Below are 15279 nucleotides of genomic sequence, written 5' to 3' on the forward strand. Positions count from 1 at the left end.
CCGCCGTACAAGGACGAGTGCAGGGAGCAGAGATGACCATCACGCAGGAGAAGACCCCAGCCCGACACGGTCACACCGACGGGACCGGAACCGGAGCCGGGAGCGCGACGGCGACCGGGAGCGGGGGAGGGGCCGGGCGCACCGAGGTGACCGAGCCCGCAGGGACGCGGGGCAGGACGGTGATCGCGGACGCCGTGGTCGTCAAGATCGCCGGCCGGGCGGCGCGGGAGGTCCCCGGCGTCCACGACATGGGCGGTGGCCTGTCGCGCACGCTGGGCGCCGTACGGGACCGGGTTCCGGGCGGGCGCCCTCAGCTGGGGCGCGGGGTGAAGGTGGAGGTCGGCGAACGACAGGCGGCCATCGACGTCGAACTGGTCGTGGAGTACGGCGTCCCCGTGCCCGACGTCGCCCGCGACGTCCGGGAGAACGTGATCGGTGCCGTGGAGCGGATCACCGGCCTTGAAGTCGTGGAGGTGAACATCGCCGTGACCGACGTCCACCTGCCCGGCGACGACCGGGACGAGCCCACCGACACGCGGGTGGCGTGATCCCCGCGCACGCTCCGCGAGAACCTCGTCGACAGGAAAGGCAGGCAGCCGTGGGCAAGGACGCTCTGGGGCTGATCGGTGGGATGGCGCTGGGATTCGCCGGCTGGTTCGGAGGGTTCGGAGCCTTCCTCCTGATCGCCGCCCTCGGCGGGCTCGGCTACGCGGCCGGCGGGTTCGTGGAGCGCGGCGGCGACCTCCGCGACCTCCTCGCCTCCGGCCGCGGGCGACGATGAGCGGTCCCCGGCGCGGCGTCACCACGGTGGCCGACCGCGTCACGGCCCGGATCGCCCGGCAGGCCGCCGCCGAGGCCACCGCTCCGCTCGGCGGACAGGTGCTGAGCAGCAGCGCGTGCCGGACCGGTCGCTCCGTCGAGGTGACGGTCGAGGTGGACCTGCCGCTGTCGGCACCCTCCGACGTCGACCGCATGGCCCGCCTCCGGAGCGACCTCGTCCACAGGACGGGGCAGTTGACCGGGCAGGCCATCGCGCCCGCCCGGATCCGGATCCGCGCACTCGGCGTCGACCCGCCGCTCGCCCAGCCACCGCCTCGGGACGCGGCTCCGTCGCCGGCCACCGTGCGCGGATCCTGGTCCCGGCGGCGACCCGCCACCGCGTGTCTGGCCCTCGCCCTGACCGCCGCGAGCGGCCTGCTGCTGTGGACCGCGCTGTCCTGGCACTTCCCCGCCGTCGGCGCGCCTCCATGGCCGCGCGTCGAGAACCTCGTGCGGCGCGTCACCGACCCGTCCGCCGTGCGGCACTGGGGCGCCCCCGCCGCCGCGGCGGCGGGAGCGTGGCTGATCCTGCTGGCCGCCACACCGGGCCGATCCCGCGGGCTGCCCCTCGGCTGCGCCTCCCCGGCCCGGGCCCGGACGACCCGCACGAGCGCCGCCCGCCTCGTCCGCGGGGCACTCGCCGACGTCCCCGGGCTCCGCGTGCGCCGCGTCCGCTTCACCCCCCGCCGCGTCACCGTGCGGGCGGAGGCGGTCTTCGGGTCGCCGGAGGAGCTGCGTGGCAGGGCGGTCGGTGTCGTCGCCGCCACCGTCGCGTCCCTGCCCCTGGCGCGCGGACCCGCCGTGCGTGTCGTCCTGAGGGAGACCCGGAAGCGGAACGAAGGGAAGGACGCCGATGGCTAGCCGCCCCGCCCTGGCCAACCGGTCGATGCTCGCCCTCTCGGGGTGCGCCCTCCTCGCCGCGGCGGCGGGCGCGGCCCGGTGGGGCGGGCACGACGTCCTGCGTGCCGGACTCCGGCACGTGGAGCGGGCCGGACACGGATACGTGGCTCTGGCGGGCCTCCTGGGTACGGTCGCCGGGCTGTGGCTGCTGGCCGCGCAGCTGCCGCGACGGGCGCCCCGGCGACTGCGGCTCGCGGCGCCCGGGTGCTCACTGGACAGGAGGGCGGTCCGGCGGGCGGTCCGGACCGGCTGCTCCACGGTCCCGGGAGTCGTCCGGGCCCGCAGCCGCCTGACACGCGATGGGCGGAGCCTGGGCCTCTCCCTCACCCTCCGGATCGCCTGCGGAACGGACCCCGGCACCGTCCTGGCCCACGTGTCCACCGTGGTGCTCCCACCCGTCGAAGCCCTGCTCGGGCCCCGCCCGCCGCGGACCCGCATCCTTCTGACGGTCGCGCGCCCCAAGGCCCGCCGGACCACATGACGCGCCCCGGCGCCGGCGCCCGGCGACCGGCACCCGGCTTCGACACGTCAGCGTGCGGCGCCGGAGCGACGCAGGGCGAGCGCGATGAGCAGGACGAAGGCGGCGAACGCGGCGCCCGTACGGGCGTAGTTGAACGCCTCCCAGCGGTCCAGGATCTCGGCGTGGTCGAGAGGCGCCGTCGAGACGGCCCACTCCTTGATGCGACCGTTGATGGGAACGTTGCCGAGCCGGGTGATCAGGAAGGACGTGAGAGCGAGCAGCCCGGCGCCGCCGGCCAGCCACCGCGGGGTGCCGCGGCTCATGACGGCGAGCACCGCCGAGCTGACCGCGGACAGCCCCATGGCGCCCTGCATGGTGATCCCGTTCATCTCCATCAGCCGGGCGTGGAACGACAGCCTCATGGGCAGCGGTACGGCGTCGAAGGTGGGGACCAGATTGGCCGCGCCGTAGCCGAAGGCGCCGGCGAGGGCGCCGGTGGACAGCAGGGCGAGACCCAGGACGAGTCGGATGGGCATGCGGACTACCTCGTGGCTCGGGCGGGGACGGGCGAACTCTGCGGTACGAGGGGAGGACAGCGCGCGTCCGCTGTCCCCCCGGTGGCGACGGGGAACCTCAGGCCCCGCTCGGCTGGACCATCTTCCGGCCCGCGGTGCTTCCGCCGTCCACGGTGATCGACGCCCCCGTCATGAAGGGGAAGTCGTCGGAGGCGAGGCCGAGCACCGCGCGGGCGATCTCCTCGGCCTCGGCCATCCGTTCGAGGCCGTCGACGTTGAGCGGGCCCCACGCCTGCTTGTACGCCAGCCAGTCCGCGTCCGGGATTCCCGGCGGGCGCACGAAGGGGGTGTCGGTGGTGCCGGGCAGCAGCGCGTTGACCCTGATCCCCTGGGGCCCGTACGCGAGTGCCGCGGCCTTCACCAGGCCCTGCACCGCCCGCTTGCTCGCGGTGTACGCGGCGCCGTTCGGCCGGGCCTGCCCGGCCGCCGACGACGAGGTGCAGATGATGACGCCACGCCGGGCCCGGAGCATGTGCGGAATCTCGTACTTGATCGCGAGGAACACCCCGCGCGCGTTGGTGGCCTGGATGTCGTCCCATTCCTCGACGCTCAGCTCGTGAGGCAGCCTGCCGCCGCCGATACCGGCGTTGTTGAAGGCCACGTCGATGCCGCCGTAACGGCTCGCGACCCGGTCGACGAAACCGCGCACCTGGGCTTCGACGCGTACATCGGCCTGGACGTAGGTGGCTTCGCCGCCCGCGTCCCGGATCTCCCGTTCGACCTGGCGGCCCAGCTCGGCCCTCCTGCCGCAGAAGCCGACGTGGGCCCCCTCGGCGGCGAAGGCACGGGCGGTCGCCCTGCCGATCCCTGAGGTGGCACCCGTGATGAGGACCGACCTCCCGTGGAAGCGTCCCCGCCCGGAGCGGGACGAAGGCCCAACGCCGGTGGCGTGGGCGGGGGAGGCGAGGGCCACGCTCCCCAGCCCGAGCACGGCCGCACCGCCGAGCAGGGACCGCCGCCCCAAGGCGGCTCCAGCGTCCGTCTGTTCACTGCTGCCTGTCTGCGCATCGGTATCCATGACGACCACCCTCACAGGCGTGGCGGGGGTCCCGGCTCCGTCCGAGGGGCCGACATCGCGGCCGGTGGGAGGAGGCCGCCTCCTCCTGTGGCAGGACCCCGGGGCACGGGCACCCGCCTATCGTGACGGGCGTGAACCGACCTTGGATCGAGCCGGCGTTCGACAGAAGATTCGCCGCGATACGGATCACTGCGCTCGCCGGTGTACTGGTGGGGTACTCCCTGCTCGTGCAGCGGCCGTCCGGGGCACGCGACTGGGGCCTGGCGGCGGCCGGGCTGGTGCTGTGCCTGGTCGCGGGGAAGTGGGTGTTCGGCGCGCTCCTGGCCCAGTCGGGACTGCTCGTGGTCGCGCACGCGCTGGAGTCGGGCACCGCGTCCTCGCTGAAGGTGCTGGCCGCCGTCACGCTCTTCGAGCTGGCGGTGCAGCGGTCCGGCCGCCGCCTCGCCATCGGGGCGACGGTACTGGCGCTCACGGTCGCCGCGCACCGTTTCGGGGAGCTGCCCGGCGGTTCCCTCACCGTGTTCTACAAGATGTGCATCGTCGCGGGGGTGCCCCTGCTCATGGGCGCGTACGTACGGGTGACCCGCGACGCGGCACTGCACGCGCGGGAGTACGCGCGGCAGCAGGAGCTCCGGGCGGAGCAACGGCTGACGGCGGGCCGCACCGCGGAACGCGCCGCCATCGCACGCGAGCTGCACGACCTGGTCGCCCACCACGTCTCCTCCATGGTGCTGCGCGTCGGTGTCGCCCGGCACGTCACCGCCGCGACGGGGACCACCGACCCGCGCATCACCGACGTCCTCGACGACCTGCACGCCAGCGCCGGTGCGGCGCTGGCCGACCTGCGGCGCCTGGTGGCCGTGCTGAGGGCCCCCGACCGGACCGGTCCGGAGACCGGCTCCCTGGTCACTCCCGGGGCGCTTCCGGCGGCACTGGACGCCGTGGTGGAGCACGTCCGTCAGACCGGCCTGACCGTGACGCCCTCCGTGGACCCCCGTATCGCGGCGCTCGACGCGGTACGGGGACTCGCCGTCCTCCGCCTGGCCCAGGAAGGACTGGCCAACGCGGCCAAGCACGCCGGGCCCGGCGCGCACGCCCGGCTGACCGTGCGGACGGCCGACGACGCGGTGCGCGTGACGATCGAGGACGACGGGGCCGGCAGGGCGCAGGCGGAGACGTACCCTTCGGGGCACGGTCTGATCGGCATGCGCGAACGCGTGGACCTGCTGGGCGGCCGGCTGGACGTGGGTCCCACGGCGGACGGCTGGCTGCTCACCGCCGAACTGCCCCGCTCCACGACCGATGCCGTCGAACGGTCCGACTCCGTGCCCGATGCCGTCGAACGGTCCCGCTCCACGGCCGATGCCGCGGAACTGTCCGGCCCCGTGCCTGATGCCGTCGAACGCTCCCGCTCCATCCCCGATGCCGCCGAACCGCCCCTTTCCACGACCGACAGGGAGCCCCGCCCGTGATCCGTATCCTCGTCGTCGACGACCAGCACCTCGTCCGCATGGGCCTGCGCATGCTGTTCGAGCAGACTCAGGACATCCGGATCGAGGGCGAGGCGGACAACGGCGCGGAGGCGGTACGACTGGCCGAACGCCTCACTCCCGACGTCGTCCTGATGGACCTGAGGATGCCCGGCATGGACGGCATCACCGCCACCCGACGCATCATGGCCGCGCGCCCCGCGACCCGGGTCGTCGCCCTCACCACGTTCGACGACGACGACCACCTGTACCCGGTGCTGGCCGCCGGGGCCTGCGGCTTCCTCGTGAAGGACACCCCGCCCGCCGAGCTCCTGGAGGCCGTCCGCCGCGCGGCCGACGGAGAGTCCCCCTTCAGCCGGGACGCCCTCGACCGACTCGTCGCCCAGGCCCTCCACACCCGTGCCGCTCCGGTCACCCCCGAAGACCTGCCGGTGCCGGGCATCACCCCGCGCGAACGCGAGGTCCTCGGACTGCTCGGCGTGGGCCTGTCGAACAAGGAGATCGCCGACCGGCTGCACCTCGGGGTCACCACCGTGAAGACGCACGTGGCGGGCCTGATGGCGAAGACGGGCCGGGACAACCGCATCCGGCTCGCCGTCCTCGCCGTGCTCACCGGCATCACCGCGGACTGAACCGCCCCCGCCTCAGGTCCGGCGGACGGCGTACCCCAGGTACGTCACCACCGGGCTGCCCCCGGGGTCGAGCACCATGTCGACCAGCTCCGGCAGCCGTTCGTCGGTCAGCGTGCCACGCCTGCGCCCGCGCGTCGCGCGCACCAGGCTGCGGATGTCACGCGGCTTGAACGCCGACACGCCGCGTGCGGACAGCCCCGCCCGGTCGAGGGCGTCGGCGATCTCCGCCGGACGGCGCAGCCGGTGCGCGGCGTAACGGCCGCGCGGCATGATCCGTGTCCCGGGGAAGGTCTGGAAGGCGCCGAGGTAGATCAGGCGGGACACCGGCGTGCGGTTGACCGTGTCGTACACCAGGACGCCGCCGGGACGCAGGACGCGTGCCGCCTCGGCGACGACCGCGTCCGGCCGCTCGGTGATCTCCAGGGTGTCGGCGCAGTACAGCAGGTCGAACGATGCGTCCGGGAGGCCGAGTTCCTCCGCGGGTCTCGTCAGGTACGTCACTCCCGTCCCCCGGTCGGCCGCCCGGGCGAGGGCCGTCGCGGCGGGGGAGGGATCGGTGGCGACGACCTCGAACCCGAGCCGGGCCAGTCCGTGTGCCAGGAGGCCGCGACCGCTGCCGACGACGAGCGCCCGGCTGCCGGCTGCCGGGAGGCCGGTCTCGGCGAGCACCCGCCGCAGGTAATCGAGGCGTACGGACTGAAAGGTGACGGCCCGGATGTGGCGGCCGTCGACGGCCGTGGGTCCGGCGGTGTCGAGTGCGATGTGCGGGGCGGTGGCCATGGGGGGCTCCCTCGACGCGTCGGGCTGAGTTCCCTGAGTAAACCTAGCATTCGCGAGTTCCCCAAGGGAACCTGACGGCGGTACGGTGCACCCGTGACCCGCACTTCCCTCTCCGGCGTGGCGTGCTCGATCGCCCGCGCGACCGATCTGTTCGGCGACGCCTGGACGGCGCTGATCATGCGTGACGTTCTCCTCGGCATCCGCCGCTTCGAGGAGCTGGCGGAGGACCTCGGTCTGTCCCGCAAGACCCTCGCCGCCCGGCTCGCCCGGCTGGTCGAGGAGGGGGTCCTGGCGAGGGAGCGCTACCAGGCGTCCCCGCCGCGCGAGGAGTACGTCGCCACGGAGAAGGGCCGCGAGCTCTACCCCGTGCTGCTGGCCCTGATGGCGTGGGGCGACAAGTGGTACGGCGCACCCGCGGGACCCCCCGCCCTGATCCGCCACGACGCCTGCGGGCACCTGACCACACCGGTCGTGTCCTGCGACACCTGCCGCGAGCCCCTCACCGTGGCCGACACGACGCAACTCCCCGGCCCGGGAGGACAGGTGGGGCCGGGCACCCGCCTGCTGGGACCGCTGATCGCCGCGCGCGGCGAAGACGATCACGAGCGCACGCCTGAGCAGGGGTAGGTACCCGGGTAGCGATCGCCCGGAACCGGGCGACGCCCCCGGCCGGCGCTTCCACGACGTCTCGGACAGCGGCGGGGGAACGACTCGGTCGCCCACGCCGTTCCCCGACCGACGACCGTGTCGAGGGGGAGGGGACAACTGTGGCGATGTGGGCCGCTTCGTTTCCGGCGTTCGTGTGCCTGCTGGTGCTCTTCGCGCTGGTGGAGGGAGCGTGGCGATGGTTCACCGGTCTGGGACTGCTTCCCTGGGTCCGCAGGCGCACGGGCCGGTCGCTCTCCAGCGTGGCCTTCGACGAGTTCACGGCGACCGTCAACGGGAACAAGACGGCCGAGCTGGAGCAGCGCCGGATGGAACTTCTGCGGCGCGACGACGAGAGCGACGGAGCGCCGCCCCGCTCCACCATCGACCTGGACCACGGCACGGCGTTCATCGTCGTGCCGCAGGCCCCGGCCGGCCGCCGGGGGGACGGGCGAGCGGCCCAGGAGGTCCCTCAGTGAACCGCGGACAGAAAGGCCGAGGCACCTCCGCACCCTCCGCACTGTGGGGGCGCATCGCCTGCGGATGGTCGGCGGCCTTCGCCGCGTTGCACTTCTACTGGGCCCTCGGCGGTGAGATCGGGCTGAGCGTCTCCGCCGGCCCGCTGGCCGCCGAGCGTCCCCTGTGGTTCGTCGTCGTCGGCCTGTGGGGCGTGGGCGGACTCTGCCTCGTCGGCGCTCTGCTCGCACTGCTGCTCACCCGGTCCGACCTCCGGGGCACGCCCGCCGCGTCGGTGAGGTGGCTGGGGTGGGGCGTCAGCGCCGTCCTCCTGGCCCGTGGCATCGGCGTCGAACTGATGCTGCTGACCGGCACCGGAGACCTGGACACGTCCGTGAGCGAAGAGCAACGGACATGGACGCTGGCCCTGTGGAACCCCTGGTTCATCGCCGGAGGACTGGCCTTCGGACTCGCCACCCTGCGCGCGAGCAGAAAACCGACGTAGATTCGAGGCCCACGCCCAGCCCCTGACTGCGAACGCCGTTCGCCATGGCGCAACTTGTCGCCTCCGCGATGCGGGCGCGCTGCTCGGCCCCGATGTCAGACCCCTGTGCGAGCGTGTATGGCAGGGAAGCGAACGACACGACCGAGGGGCGAGGGTGGCAGCGGAGAATCACGGCTGGGTCGGCATGGGCTGGGACTGGACGGACGTCGACGACATCCGCCGCCGCCTCGACGAAGGCGCCGACCCGGAGAAGTGGAGCGGGGGGCGACCGCTGCATCGCGCAGCGGTGTTCGGGTCCCCCGAGGTCGTCGCGGAGTTGGCGCGCCGAGTCGAGGACGTGGACGCGCCGGAGAACGGGGTGACGGCACTCTGGGAGGCGGTCGTCTCACGAAAGCCGGACAACGCACGGGCCCTCGCCGCCGCAGGGGCCGACCCCTGGCGCCCGTCGTTCGGAGGCTACTCACCGGGGCGCCTGAGCCTGGCCGGACCGACGCCGCACCTGTTCTCGGTTCCGGAAGGCGTCGGCCTGACGGCCTCGGAGCGTGCGGCGGCGGACGAGGCCGCCCGGCTCATCACGGCACTGGGCACGTTCGACTACGACGGCATGGGTCTGGCCTGCGTGACCGGCATCGACGTGGCCGAGGCGGTGCGCCGCCTGGAGGCGGCACCGGTGGCGGACGAGGTCATGGAGGAACTGCTGGAGGCCCCGCACGAGTACGACATGGACGAGAGCTTGCAGTTCATCGGTGTGACGTCCGTGCCGGGCGGCTGTGTCGTCACGCAGCCCTGGGGATACGCCCCGCAGATGCCGGGCGTGCTGACCCGCTTGTCCGTCGACACGGTCTGCTACGGCCTGTACGCCAATCCCAAGAGCGGCAACCAAGGCAGCATCGCCCGTCACGGAACCGTCGAGGGCTGGGACCTGCACCCGGGCGGGGGAGTGCAGGAGAACGACACGTCCGAGGAAGTGCTGGCCTCCTACCTCTACCAGTACAACGCCGTGGCCTACTCCTGCGCGTTCGCGGGCCTGCGGCCGACCGACAGACGTGCCGTGGTCGGCCCCCCCGACCTGTGGGTCGCACTGCCCCGCCGCGACTACTGGAGCCACTGAGCGGTGTACGGGCGGGCGACTTCGCGGCGGGCGCCGCCCCGGCACTGCATCCATGGCGTCGGCGTCGGCGAAGTCGGCGTCGAAGACCGCGAGATACGGTGCGTGTCCCTCAAGCCGTCAAGTCATCGGAGGCGGTACGGACGCCGGGAGGGCACGACGTGCTCCTTCCGAACGCCGACTGACCGGCACGGACTCCTACCGGCCCGCCGGCATCCCCGCGTACGAGCGGAACAGACCGCAGGGAGCTAGTCAGCCACTTCCCCGCCTGGCCGGGAACCGCCGAGGACAGGCCGGCCAGGCGGGATGTCACGCGAGCGGGACAGTCCGGGGGGCCAAGGCCCCGGCGTCCAGATGAGCCGCGATGCGCGCGATGGTCCGGGCGTTGTCCTCGAACAGGTGCGCCTGCATGCCCGCCGCTCGGGCGGCCTCGACGTTGGCTGCGGCATCGTCGATGAAGAGACAGCTCTCAGGCCGCACGTTCAAGCTGTCGCGTGCGGCCTCGAAGGCCCGAAGGTCGGGCTTCTCGATGCCGATCTCGTGGGAGTAGACGATCTGCTCCACCAGTTCGTCGAAGCGATACAGCGTCGTCTCCCGTTCCCGGGCGCCGACGAAACTGTTGCTGAGGATGCCCAGCCTGCAGCTTCCGCGCAGCCCCCGGACGTAGTCGATGAGCTCCTCGTTCGGCGTCCCCAGGTATTCCGACCAGAGATCGGCCATGAAGGCTTCGACCTGAGGGGCATCGAGCCCCAATCGGGCCGCCACCTGTTCGCTCACCTCGCGTTCGCTGATGTTCCCCAGGCTCCCGGCCTGCCACACATCGTGCATCCGCTCATGCACAGTGCCCAGCGGCAGTTCCAGCCGCTCCTCCCACCGTCGAACCCATCCCGTGTCCGGCGTGATCTCCAGCACGCCCCCGATGTCGAGAATGACGCAGGTCGCGGTCACGTGATTCCCCCTTCTCGCCCTGGCTTGACGAGCGAGCACAGCTCGCTCGCACTTGTGATCGACAGAGACACTGTCGTCTCTCCCCCCGGAGCAAGGTCAAGTCATCTTCGAACCCTGTGACAGCCCTGTCGCAACCCGCCGACCGGCCAACCTGGACTCTCCTCGATCAGCACGTGCCCTCACCACAAGCGACGATCCGTCTGGGCCAGGCCTCAGGGGGCCTGCGTCGGCGACGCCGGACAACGACACCCGGCACAACCACACAGGGTCCTGAGGTGGTCGGATCAGACATGGCTCAACGTGCCTGGGCCGTTCTATGGGGCCGAGACCGACAACTGCGGCACGGGCCGTATCCATGCCCCGGGGCTCGCGCTCTACGAGGCTGAATACTTCTCCGAGTACGTGTACCGGCAGCCCAGGACGACGGACGAGCTTCAGCAACTGGTCGACGCGGCGGAGGCCGAGGCGTTCTCCAGCTACAGCTGTGATGGTGACACCCATTGGACGCCGGCAGCGGTCCGTGAATGGTGGCGCGACCGCGGGCGGATCACGGAGTACCTCGCGAGTCGTCGAGCCGACTGGGAGGCCGACGACGCGCAGGCGGGGCAAGGGGTGGCCTCGGCTGCCCAGGACTACGCCGCATACCGCGACGGCGAGCTGGCTGCGCACCTCCGGGTCTATCTCTTCTGGCTTCAGGAGCGACGATCTCCGACGGAGGCGGACCGATTGCCGCTGCTCTGACGGCGGTGGAGCATCAGTGGCGGAGCCAGAGACGGATCGCGGCGACAACCACGGTGCCGTGAAAGACGTAGGCGCGCTTGTCGTAACGTCTTGCCACAGCGCGGAATCCCTTCAGCTGGTTGATCAGGGATTCGACTTCGTTGCGGCGCTTGTAGGCGGCGCGGTCGAAGCCGGGTGGACGGCCGCCCGCTGAGCCTCAGGCCAGTCGGTGGCCGACTTGGTCCTTCTTCTCCGGGATGCTGTGTGGGATCTGACGTTTGCGCAGGTAGATCCGTATACGGCGGGAGCTGTACGCCTTAGGCGTTGTCTCCTTTGGCGCGTTGGCCTGCGTAGGCGTTCTTGCTTGGTCGTGATCCCTGGGTGAGGATCGGTTCCGTGGGCCGTGTCTATGACGATGAGCAACTGGCCGACGCCTATGAGCGTGGCAATGAGATGCCCGGGGCGTCGTTGCGAGCCTGGGTCGAGCTGATTGCTGCCTATGCGCAACGGTCGTCGCCGTCCATCGTCGAGATCGGATCGGGAACGGGCGTCTTCTCGGCCGCGATGGCTCGTTGGATCGAGGGAAGTGAGGTGATGGCCGTCGATGCGTCAGAGGCGATGCTTGCCGAGGCTCGACGGCATCATCCGCATCCCGCGGTGCGGTACCTGTGGGGGGAGGCAGAGGCGGTGCCCGCCGCAGGGGGTGTTTTCGACCTGGCCTTGTTGTCCCGCGTGATTCATCACATCCCCGACCGCGCGCGAGCGGCCCGGGAGCTGGTCCGGGTGTTGCGTGGCGGCGGGAGGGTTGTCGTTCGCACCACGTTCCGCGAACGGCTGGATGCGCTGGTGTATGACTTCTGGCCGCGGCTGCGGGCGATCGATGAGCAACGTTTTCCGGGGGAAGGGGAAGTGGTCGGCGACTTCGTCTCTGCCGGGCTCACGTTGGACGAGGTCACCTCCTTTGCCCAGCCGGTCGCAGCGAGCCTGGCGGAGTACCACGCCAGGCTGGTCAGCCGGCCTCAGTCGAAGTTCACGTATCTCACCGATGAGGAGTTCCATCGGGGCCTTGTCCGCTTGGAGGCCGCGGCTCGCAGCGAGGCGTTGGGCGAGCCCCGGCCAGTCCTCGAACGCTACGACGTGGTCGTCTTCTCCCGCTCGTGACCGTCGCTTCGTCGCTCCAGGCGGCGGTAGCCGATGAGGGGTGCTGCTATGCCGGCGAAGGCGGGGAAGTATTCGGTCTTGCGTTCGTTACGGCGGTGGAGGCGTCGGCAGCCGGCCCACTCGGGGCTGATCGCCTCGCTCAGCCGTTCGGCGATCCGACGCCGCACCGGCAGCGGATCCCACGGCGACTGGTTCACGAACTGCTGCAGGGCCTGCATGTTCCCGTCCGGCAGCCGCTTGGCCATCGGCTGGACCGACTTGCGCCGGCCGTCCAGCATCAACCCCCGCAGATAGCACCCGCCCCACCGACGCTGATCCCGCCTCGGCAACGAGGCGAACGCATCGGCAACGAACTCCACCACCTCGCCCCGGAGCCGTTCCACCTCCCCCACTTTCATAACCGGAAGATGCCCACCAACAGGTGAGGTCACCCAACGTAACGAAGCACTGCTAATCGGCACTCAGCGCGTCCGGGCGGGTGCGGGGGTGGCAGCCCACGTGCCGGAGGACCTGGACCTCGGCCATGACCTGCTCGTGCATGCTCCCGTCGTGGGCTTGGCCGGGAGTGATGAGCAGGCCGAGTGGTCGTCGGCGAGGAAGCCGAGGTAGGACCTCTGCTCGCGTCCGGTGGTGTAGGTGTCGGTTGAGCCGCACCTGTTCCGGCGGACTGGTACGAGGTGTTGTTTCGTCGGCGGCCGTACAACGGGTTGCGCGCCGTCGAGGCGAAGTCGGCGAGGTCTCGTCAACACCGGCCAGTCACCAGACTCAGGTCGACCGAGGCCGGCGGAGGCGGACGCTTCGCTCGGCCGCTTCAGCTCAGCTGCTCCTCCAGCACGTGTCGTCGCCTCGCGGCGCGGCCGTCCGCCGGTGGGACTACTTCGGATCCGCTGCTGAGGCGGAGAACCCGACGGCCACGTCGTACAGGCCCCGGCTCGACGTGACCGGCGTCAGCGGGTCGCCCTGTGCGGCATGGACGCGCTCGCGGAATTCCGGATCCCCGGTGGCTGCCTCCCACGCCTCTCGGCTCTCCCAGTGGGACACGTTGACGAGCTGGAACCGGGTCTCCGAGGAACGGGCCCGGTGCAGACGGAAGTCGAGGAATCAGGGCTTGGTGCTCAGCAGTGCGGCGCGCTGCTCCCACTGTGCGACGAACGCATCGACGTGCTCGGCGGATATCTCGAAGATGTTGATGAACGTGACGGAGGTGTTCTCGGGTCGGCTCTCTGCGGTCATGGGGAACTCCAAGATCGGCGAACGGCTTGTGCGAGCCGAACGGGCTCGGCGCCGGCTTCCGGGGTGGTCGGCGGGCGGCGGTCAGGTCCGCCGTACAGAGCGGCGGGGAGGGGGAGGCTGAAAGGGCGAGGCGTAGCACCTCGCCCAGGGTGGCGTCTCACGACGGGGTTCAGGTCGCCGCGCGATCGAGACGGCCTTCGGGCAGCCTCCGGCCGAAGGCGAGCAGGAGCAGGTCCTGCGCGGCACCGGTCACGGGCGTGCCGCTGCCGAAGACCCAGTCGGTGTCGTCGGCGCGCAGTTGTGTGCCGGACAGGTCCGCGCCGAAGAACTTGGCGCTCCTGTGCGTCACATGGTCGAGGAGGACCCGTAGGCGTTCCGCGGGCACCTTGCGGTCCAGGCCGAGCGCGACCGTGATGTCCAAGCCGTGCACGACGTCATGGCCGAGAGCCGAGACCAGACCGCCGACCGGAGGCGTCCAGGGGTGGTGGGCGTTGTCACGGAGCCAGGCGGCGAGTTGCTGCGGCGTCGCGGCCGCCGCGTCCCTGCGGGCCAGGCGGTCTGTCATCCGGTGCAGGTTGCCGCGCGCCCTGACGAGCTGCGCCATCACCTGGGGCGTCGAGTAGCGAAAGCCCATCGACATGTGCGCCGCGACCTCCCGCACCCGCCAGCCGTCGCACAGGCTCGGTGCGTTCCACTGCTGGTCCGTCAGACTGTCCAACAGGTCGGCGATCTCCCTGCGTTCTCCGGCGATCAATCTTGTGACGTCCATGCCTCCAAGATCGCCTCGACCCTTGCCAGAAGTCCAAGAGCAGATTCTTCTCCACCTTAGAATCAGCAGTTATGGAGCTGAGGCAGCTGCGGTACTTCGTCACCGTTGTGGAGGAAGCCAACTTCACCCGGGCCGCCGCCCGGCTGCACCTGGCGCAGCCGGGCGTCAGCGCGCAGATCCGGCAGCTGGAGAGGGAACTGGGCCAGCAACTGCTCGACCGTTCCGGCAGGGCGGTGACGCCCACCGAGGTCGGCGAGGCCGTGCTGCCGTACGCGCGGGCCGCGCTCGCCGCCGCAGAGGGCGCGCGGCGCGCGGTGGAGGAGTTCACCGGGCTGCTGCGCGGCCAGGTCACGATCGGCCTCGTCTCCGGGGCGGCCACTCAGGAGTTGAGCGTGGCCGCCGTCCTCGCCGACTTCCACGACGCCCACCCAGGGGTCGACATCGCGCTCACGGAGGACACCTCGGAGCGGATGCTGGCCGCCCTGGTCGAGGGAGCCTTGGACATCGCCGTGATCGGGCTCACCGGTCAGAGTCCAGGTCCGGGCATCACCCACGAGGTCCTGATCGATGTACCGCTGGTCGCCGCCGTCGGTCCGAACGATCCCCTCCTGACGTCGACCGGCCCGGACGGTGTGCCTCTCACCGCGCTGCGCGACCGCGCGCTGATCAGCCTGCCGCGCGGTACGGGACTGCGGGGCGTGCTCGACGGCGCCTGCGCGGCAGCGGGCTTCCGGCCCCGCATCGCCTTCGAGGCGGCGGCCCCCGCCCTGCTCGCCCAACTCGCGGCCAGGGGCCTCGGAGTCGCAGTCGTGCCCGAGATCCCCGCGCCTGAGGCCGCGGCCCTCGGCCTGCGCACCCTGCCGTTCACCGACCCTCTGATGCGCGGCCGCGTCGCACTCGCCTGGCGCACCGACGGCCCGGCCGGCCCCGCGGCCCGCTCCCTCCTGTCCCGGCTGCTTCACGTCCGCCTCGCGTATCCGTCCCCCGAGTGATACGAGGGCCGCGCCGCGCCTGTGCGACATCCTGAGGGTCGCGCTGAGCCGACCGCCGGACGCGCCAG

Annotated in this window: 19 protein-coding genes and 3 pseudogenes; 13 read left to right on the forward strand and 9 right to left on the reverse strand. The window is 71.8% G+C overall.

Going from position 1 to position 15279, the window contains the following annotated elements:
• The first annotated feature begins 32 nt into the window (after positions 1 to 32).
• The 4 genes from ACFYT9_RS17200 to ACFYT9_RS17215 are packed head-to-tail and all read left to right on the forward strand — an operon-like array spanning position 33 to position 2200.
• On the forward strand, positions 33 to 548 hold the full coding sequence (locus ACFYT9_RS17200; RefSeq protein WP_389164437.1) for an Asp23/Gls24 family envelope stress response protein: 516 nt from the start codon (positions 33 to 35) through the stop codon (positions 546 to 548).
• Between the two features lie 50 nt (positions 549 to 598).
• Entirely contained in the window at positions 599 to 781 is a 183-nt protein-coding gene (locus ACFYT9_RS17205; RefSeq protein ID WP_389164669.1) for a hypothetical protein, read from the forward strand.
• Positions 778 to 1680: a DUF6286 domain-containing protein gene (locus ACFYT9_RS17210; RefSeq protein ID WP_389164440.1), complete on the forward strand. Its 903-nt coding sequence runs from the start codon at positions 778 to 780 to the stop codon at positions 1678 to 1680. The genes ACFYT9_RS17205 and ACFYT9_RS17210 overlap by 4 nt, the downstream gene beginning before the upstream one ends.
• Complete coding sequence (locus ACFYT9_RS17215) at positions 1673 to 2200, forward strand: hypothetical protein (RefSeq protein ID WP_389164442.1); 528 nt, start codon at positions 1673 to 1675, stop codon at positions 2198 to 2200. Before ACFYT9_RS17210 ends, ACFYT9_RS17215 begins: the two co-directional genes overlap by 8 nt.
• A gap of 47 nt (positions 2201 to 2247) precedes the next feature.
• Here the strand turns inward: ACFYT9_RS17215 and ACFYT9_RS17220 are convergent, their stop codons facing one another.
• On the reverse strand, positions 2248 to 2715 hold the full coding sequence (locus ACFYT9_RS17220) for an anthrone oxygenase family protein (protein WP_389164445.1): 468 nt from the start codon (positions 2713 to 2715) through the stop codon (positions 2248 to 2250).
• 97 nt (positions 2716 to 2812) lie between these two features.
• Complete coding sequence (locus ACFYT9_RS17225) at positions 2813 to 3772, reverse strand: SDR family NAD(P)-dependent oxidoreductase (RefSeq protein ID WP_389164447.1); 960 nt, start codon at positions 3770 to 3772, stop codon at positions 2813 to 2815.
• A gap of 131 nt (positions 3773 to 3903) precedes the next feature.
• Here ACFYT9_RS17225 and ACFYT9_RS17230 point away from each other — a divergent pair, with 131 nt between their 5' ends.
• On the forward strand, positions 3904 to 5244 hold the full coding sequence (locus tag ACFYT9_RS17230; protein WP_389164450.1) for a sensor histidine kinase: 1341 nt from the start codon (positions 3904 to 3906) through the stop codon (positions 5242 to 5244).
• Positions 5241 to 5894 carry a response regulator gene (locus ACFYT9_RS17235; RefSeq protein ID WP_389164454.1) on the forward strand — a complete coding sequence of 218 codons (654 nt, stop codon included), beginning with the start codon at positions 5241 to 5243 and terminating at the stop codon, positions 5892 to 5894. The genes ACFYT9_RS17230 and ACFYT9_RS17235 overlap by 4 nt, the downstream gene beginning before the upstream one ends.
• Positions 5895 to 5906: 12 nt before the next feature.
• Here the strand turns inward: ACFYT9_RS17235 and ACFYT9_RS17240 are convergent, their stop codons facing one another.
• The gene (locus ACFYT9_RS17240) at positions 5907 to 6674 is read right to left on the reverse strand and encodes a class I SAM-dependent methyltransferase (RefSeq protein WP_389164456.1); all 768 of its coding nucleotides are present in this window, start codon (positions 6672 to 6674) and stop codon (positions 5907 to 5909) included.
• Positions 6675 to 6767: 93 nt separating this feature from the next.
• Between ACFYT9_RS17240 and ACFYT9_RS17245 the strand changes: the two genes are divergently transcribed.
• The 4 genes from ACFYT9_RS17245 (at position 6768) to ACFYT9_RS17260 (ending at position 9391) form a co-directional block, all read left to right on the forward strand.
• Complete coding sequence (locus ACFYT9_RS17245) at positions 6768 to 7301, forward strand: winged helix-turn-helix transcriptional regulator (RefSeq protein ID WP_389164459.1); 534 nt, start codon at positions 6768 to 6770, stop codon at positions 7299 to 7301.
• A gap of 146 nt (positions 7302 to 7447) precedes the next feature.
• Positions 7448 to 7798, forward strand: coding sequence for a DUF6191 domain-containing protein (locus ACFYT9_RS17250; protein WP_389164664.1), 351 nt, complete (start codon positions 7448 to 7450; stop codon positions 7796 to 7798).
• Positions 7795 to 8280 carry a DUF3995 domain-containing protein gene (locus ACFYT9_RS17255; protein WP_389164462.1) on the forward strand — a complete coding sequence of 162 codons (486 nt, stop codon included), beginning with the start codon at positions 7795 to 7797 and terminating at the stop codon, positions 8278 to 8280. Before ACFYT9_RS17250 ends, ACFYT9_RS17255 begins: the two co-directional genes overlap by 4 nt.
• 154 nt (positions 8281 to 8434) lie before the next feature.
• Positions 8435 to 9391, forward strand: coding sequence for an ankyrin repeat domain-containing protein (locus ACFYT9_RS17260; protein WP_389164463.1), 957 nt, complete (start codon positions 8435 to 8437; stop codon positions 9389 to 9391).
• Positions 9392 to 9697: 306 nt separating this feature from the next.
• Here ACFYT9_RS17260 and ACFYT9_RS17265 read toward each other — a convergent pair whose 3' ends face one another.
• Complete coding sequence (locus ACFYT9_RS17265; protein WP_389164466.1) at positions 9698 to 10336, reverse strand: HAD-IA family hydrolase; 639 nt, start codon at positions 10334 to 10336, stop codon at positions 9698 to 9700.
• A gap of 300 nt (positions 10337 to 10636) precedes the next feature.
• Between ACFYT9_RS17265 and ACFYT9_RS17270 the strand changes: the two genes are divergently transcribed.
• Entirely contained in the window at positions 10637 to 11077 is a 441-nt protein-coding gene (locus tag ACFYT9_RS17270) for a ferredoxin (RefSeq protein ID WP_389164468.1), read from the forward strand.
• A gap of 13 nt (positions 11078 to 11090) precedes the next feature.
• Here the strand turns inward: ACFYT9_RS17270 and ACFYT9_RS17275 are convergent.
• Positions 11091 to 11426, reverse strand: a pseudogene (locus ACFYT9_RS17275) (IS5/IS1182 family transposase); the annotation flags it as partial.
• 26 nt (positions 11427 to 11452) lie between these two features.
• Here ACFYT9_RS17275 and ACFYT9_RS17280 point away from each other — a divergent pair.
• On the forward strand, positions 11453 to 12217 hold the full coding sequence (locus ACFYT9_RS17280; protein ID WP_389164470.1) for a class I SAM-dependent methyltransferase: 765 nt from the start codon (positions 11453 to 11455) through the stop codon (positions 12215 to 12217).
• A 113-nt stretch (positions 12218 to 12330) separates the two neighbouring features.
• Here the strand turns inward: ACFYT9_RS17280 and ACFYT9_RS17285 are convergent.
• The 4 genes and pseudogenes from ACFYT9_RS17285 to ACFYT9_RS17300 form a co-directional block, all read right to left on the reverse strand.
• A pseudogene (locus ACFYT9_RS17285) lies at positions 12331 to 12615 on the reverse strand (transposase); the annotation flags it as partial.
• 475 nt (positions 12616 to 13090) lie between these two features.
• Positions 13091 to 13306: pseudogene (locus ACFYT9_RS17290) on the reverse strand (antibiotic biosynthesis monooxygenase family protein); the annotation flags it as partial.
• 12 nt (positions 13307 to 13318) lie between these two features.
• Complete coding sequence (locus ACFYT9_RS17295; protein ID WP_389164471.1) at positions 13319 to 13450, reverse strand: hypothetical protein; 132 nt, start codon at positions 13448 to 13450, stop codon at positions 13319 to 13321.
• Between the two features lie 169 nt (positions 13451 to 13619).
• Positions 13620 to 14219, reverse strand: a complete 600-nt coding sequence (locus ACFYT9_RS17300; protein ID WP_389164473.1) for a maleylpyruvate isomerase family mycothiol-dependent enzyme — start codon at positions 14217 to 14219, stop codon at positions 13620 to 13622.
• A gap of 71 nt (positions 14220 to 14290) precedes the next feature.
• On the opposite strand from ACFYT9_RS17300, the gene ACFYT9_RS17305 reads away from it, so the two are divergent.
• Complete coding sequence (locus ACFYT9_RS17305; RefSeq protein ID WP_389164475.1) at positions 14291 to 15211, forward strand: LysR family transcriptional regulator; 921 nt, start codon at positions 14291 to 14293, stop codon at positions 15209 to 15211.
• Positions 15212 to 15279 lie beyond the last annotated feature (68 nt).

The sequence above is a fragment of the Streptomyces sp. NPDC004435 genome (assembly GCF_042873895.1).
Classification (GTDB): domain Bacteria; phylum Actinomycetota; class Actinomycetes; order Streptomycetales; family Streptomycetaceae; genus Streptomyces.

Bases quoted from the DNA above. Each gene is read 5' to 3' on its own strand.
- ACFYT9_RS17200 (WP_389164437.1), top strand. From the start codon at position 33: ATGACCATCACGCAGGAGAAGACCCCAGCCCGACACGGTCACACCGAC.
- ACFYT9_RS17210 (WP_389164440.1), top strand. From the start codon at position 778: ATGAGCGGTCCCCGGCGCGGCGTCACCACGGTGGCCGACCGCGTCACG.
- ACFYT9_RS17215 (WP_389164442.1), top strand. From the start codon at position 1,673: ATGGCTAGCCGCCCCGCCCTGGCCAACCGGTCGATGCTCGCCCTCTCG.
- ACFYT9_RS17220 (WP_389164445.1), bottom strand. From the start codon at position 2,715: ATGCCCATCCGACTCGTCCTGGGTCTCGCCCTGCTGTCCACCGGCGCC.
- ACFYT9_RS17225 (WP_389164447.1), bottom strand. From the start codon at position 3,772: ATGGATACCGATGCGCAGACAGGCAGCAGTGAACAGACGGACGCTGGA.
- ACFYT9_RS17240 (WP_389164456.1), bottom strand. From the start codon at position 6,674: ATGGCCACCGCCCCGCACATCGCACTCGACACCGCCGGACCCACGGCC.
- ACFYT9_RS17250 (WP_389164664.1), top strand. From the start codon at position 7,448: ATGTGGGCCGCTTCGTTTCCGGCGTTCGTGTGCCTGCTGGTGCTCTTC.
- ACFYT9_RS17295 (WP_389164471.1), bottom strand. From the start codon at position 13,450: ATGACCGCAGAGAGCCGACCCGAGAACACCTCCGTCACGTTCATCAAC.
- ACFYT9_RS17300 (WP_389164473.1), bottom strand. From the start codon at position 14,219: ATGGACGTCACAAGATTGATCGCCGGAGAACGCAGGGAGATCGCCGAC.
- ACFYT9_RS17305 (WP_389164475.1), top strand. From the start codon at position 14,291: ATGGAGCTGAGGCAGCTGCGGTACTTCGTCACCGTTGTGGAGGAAGCC.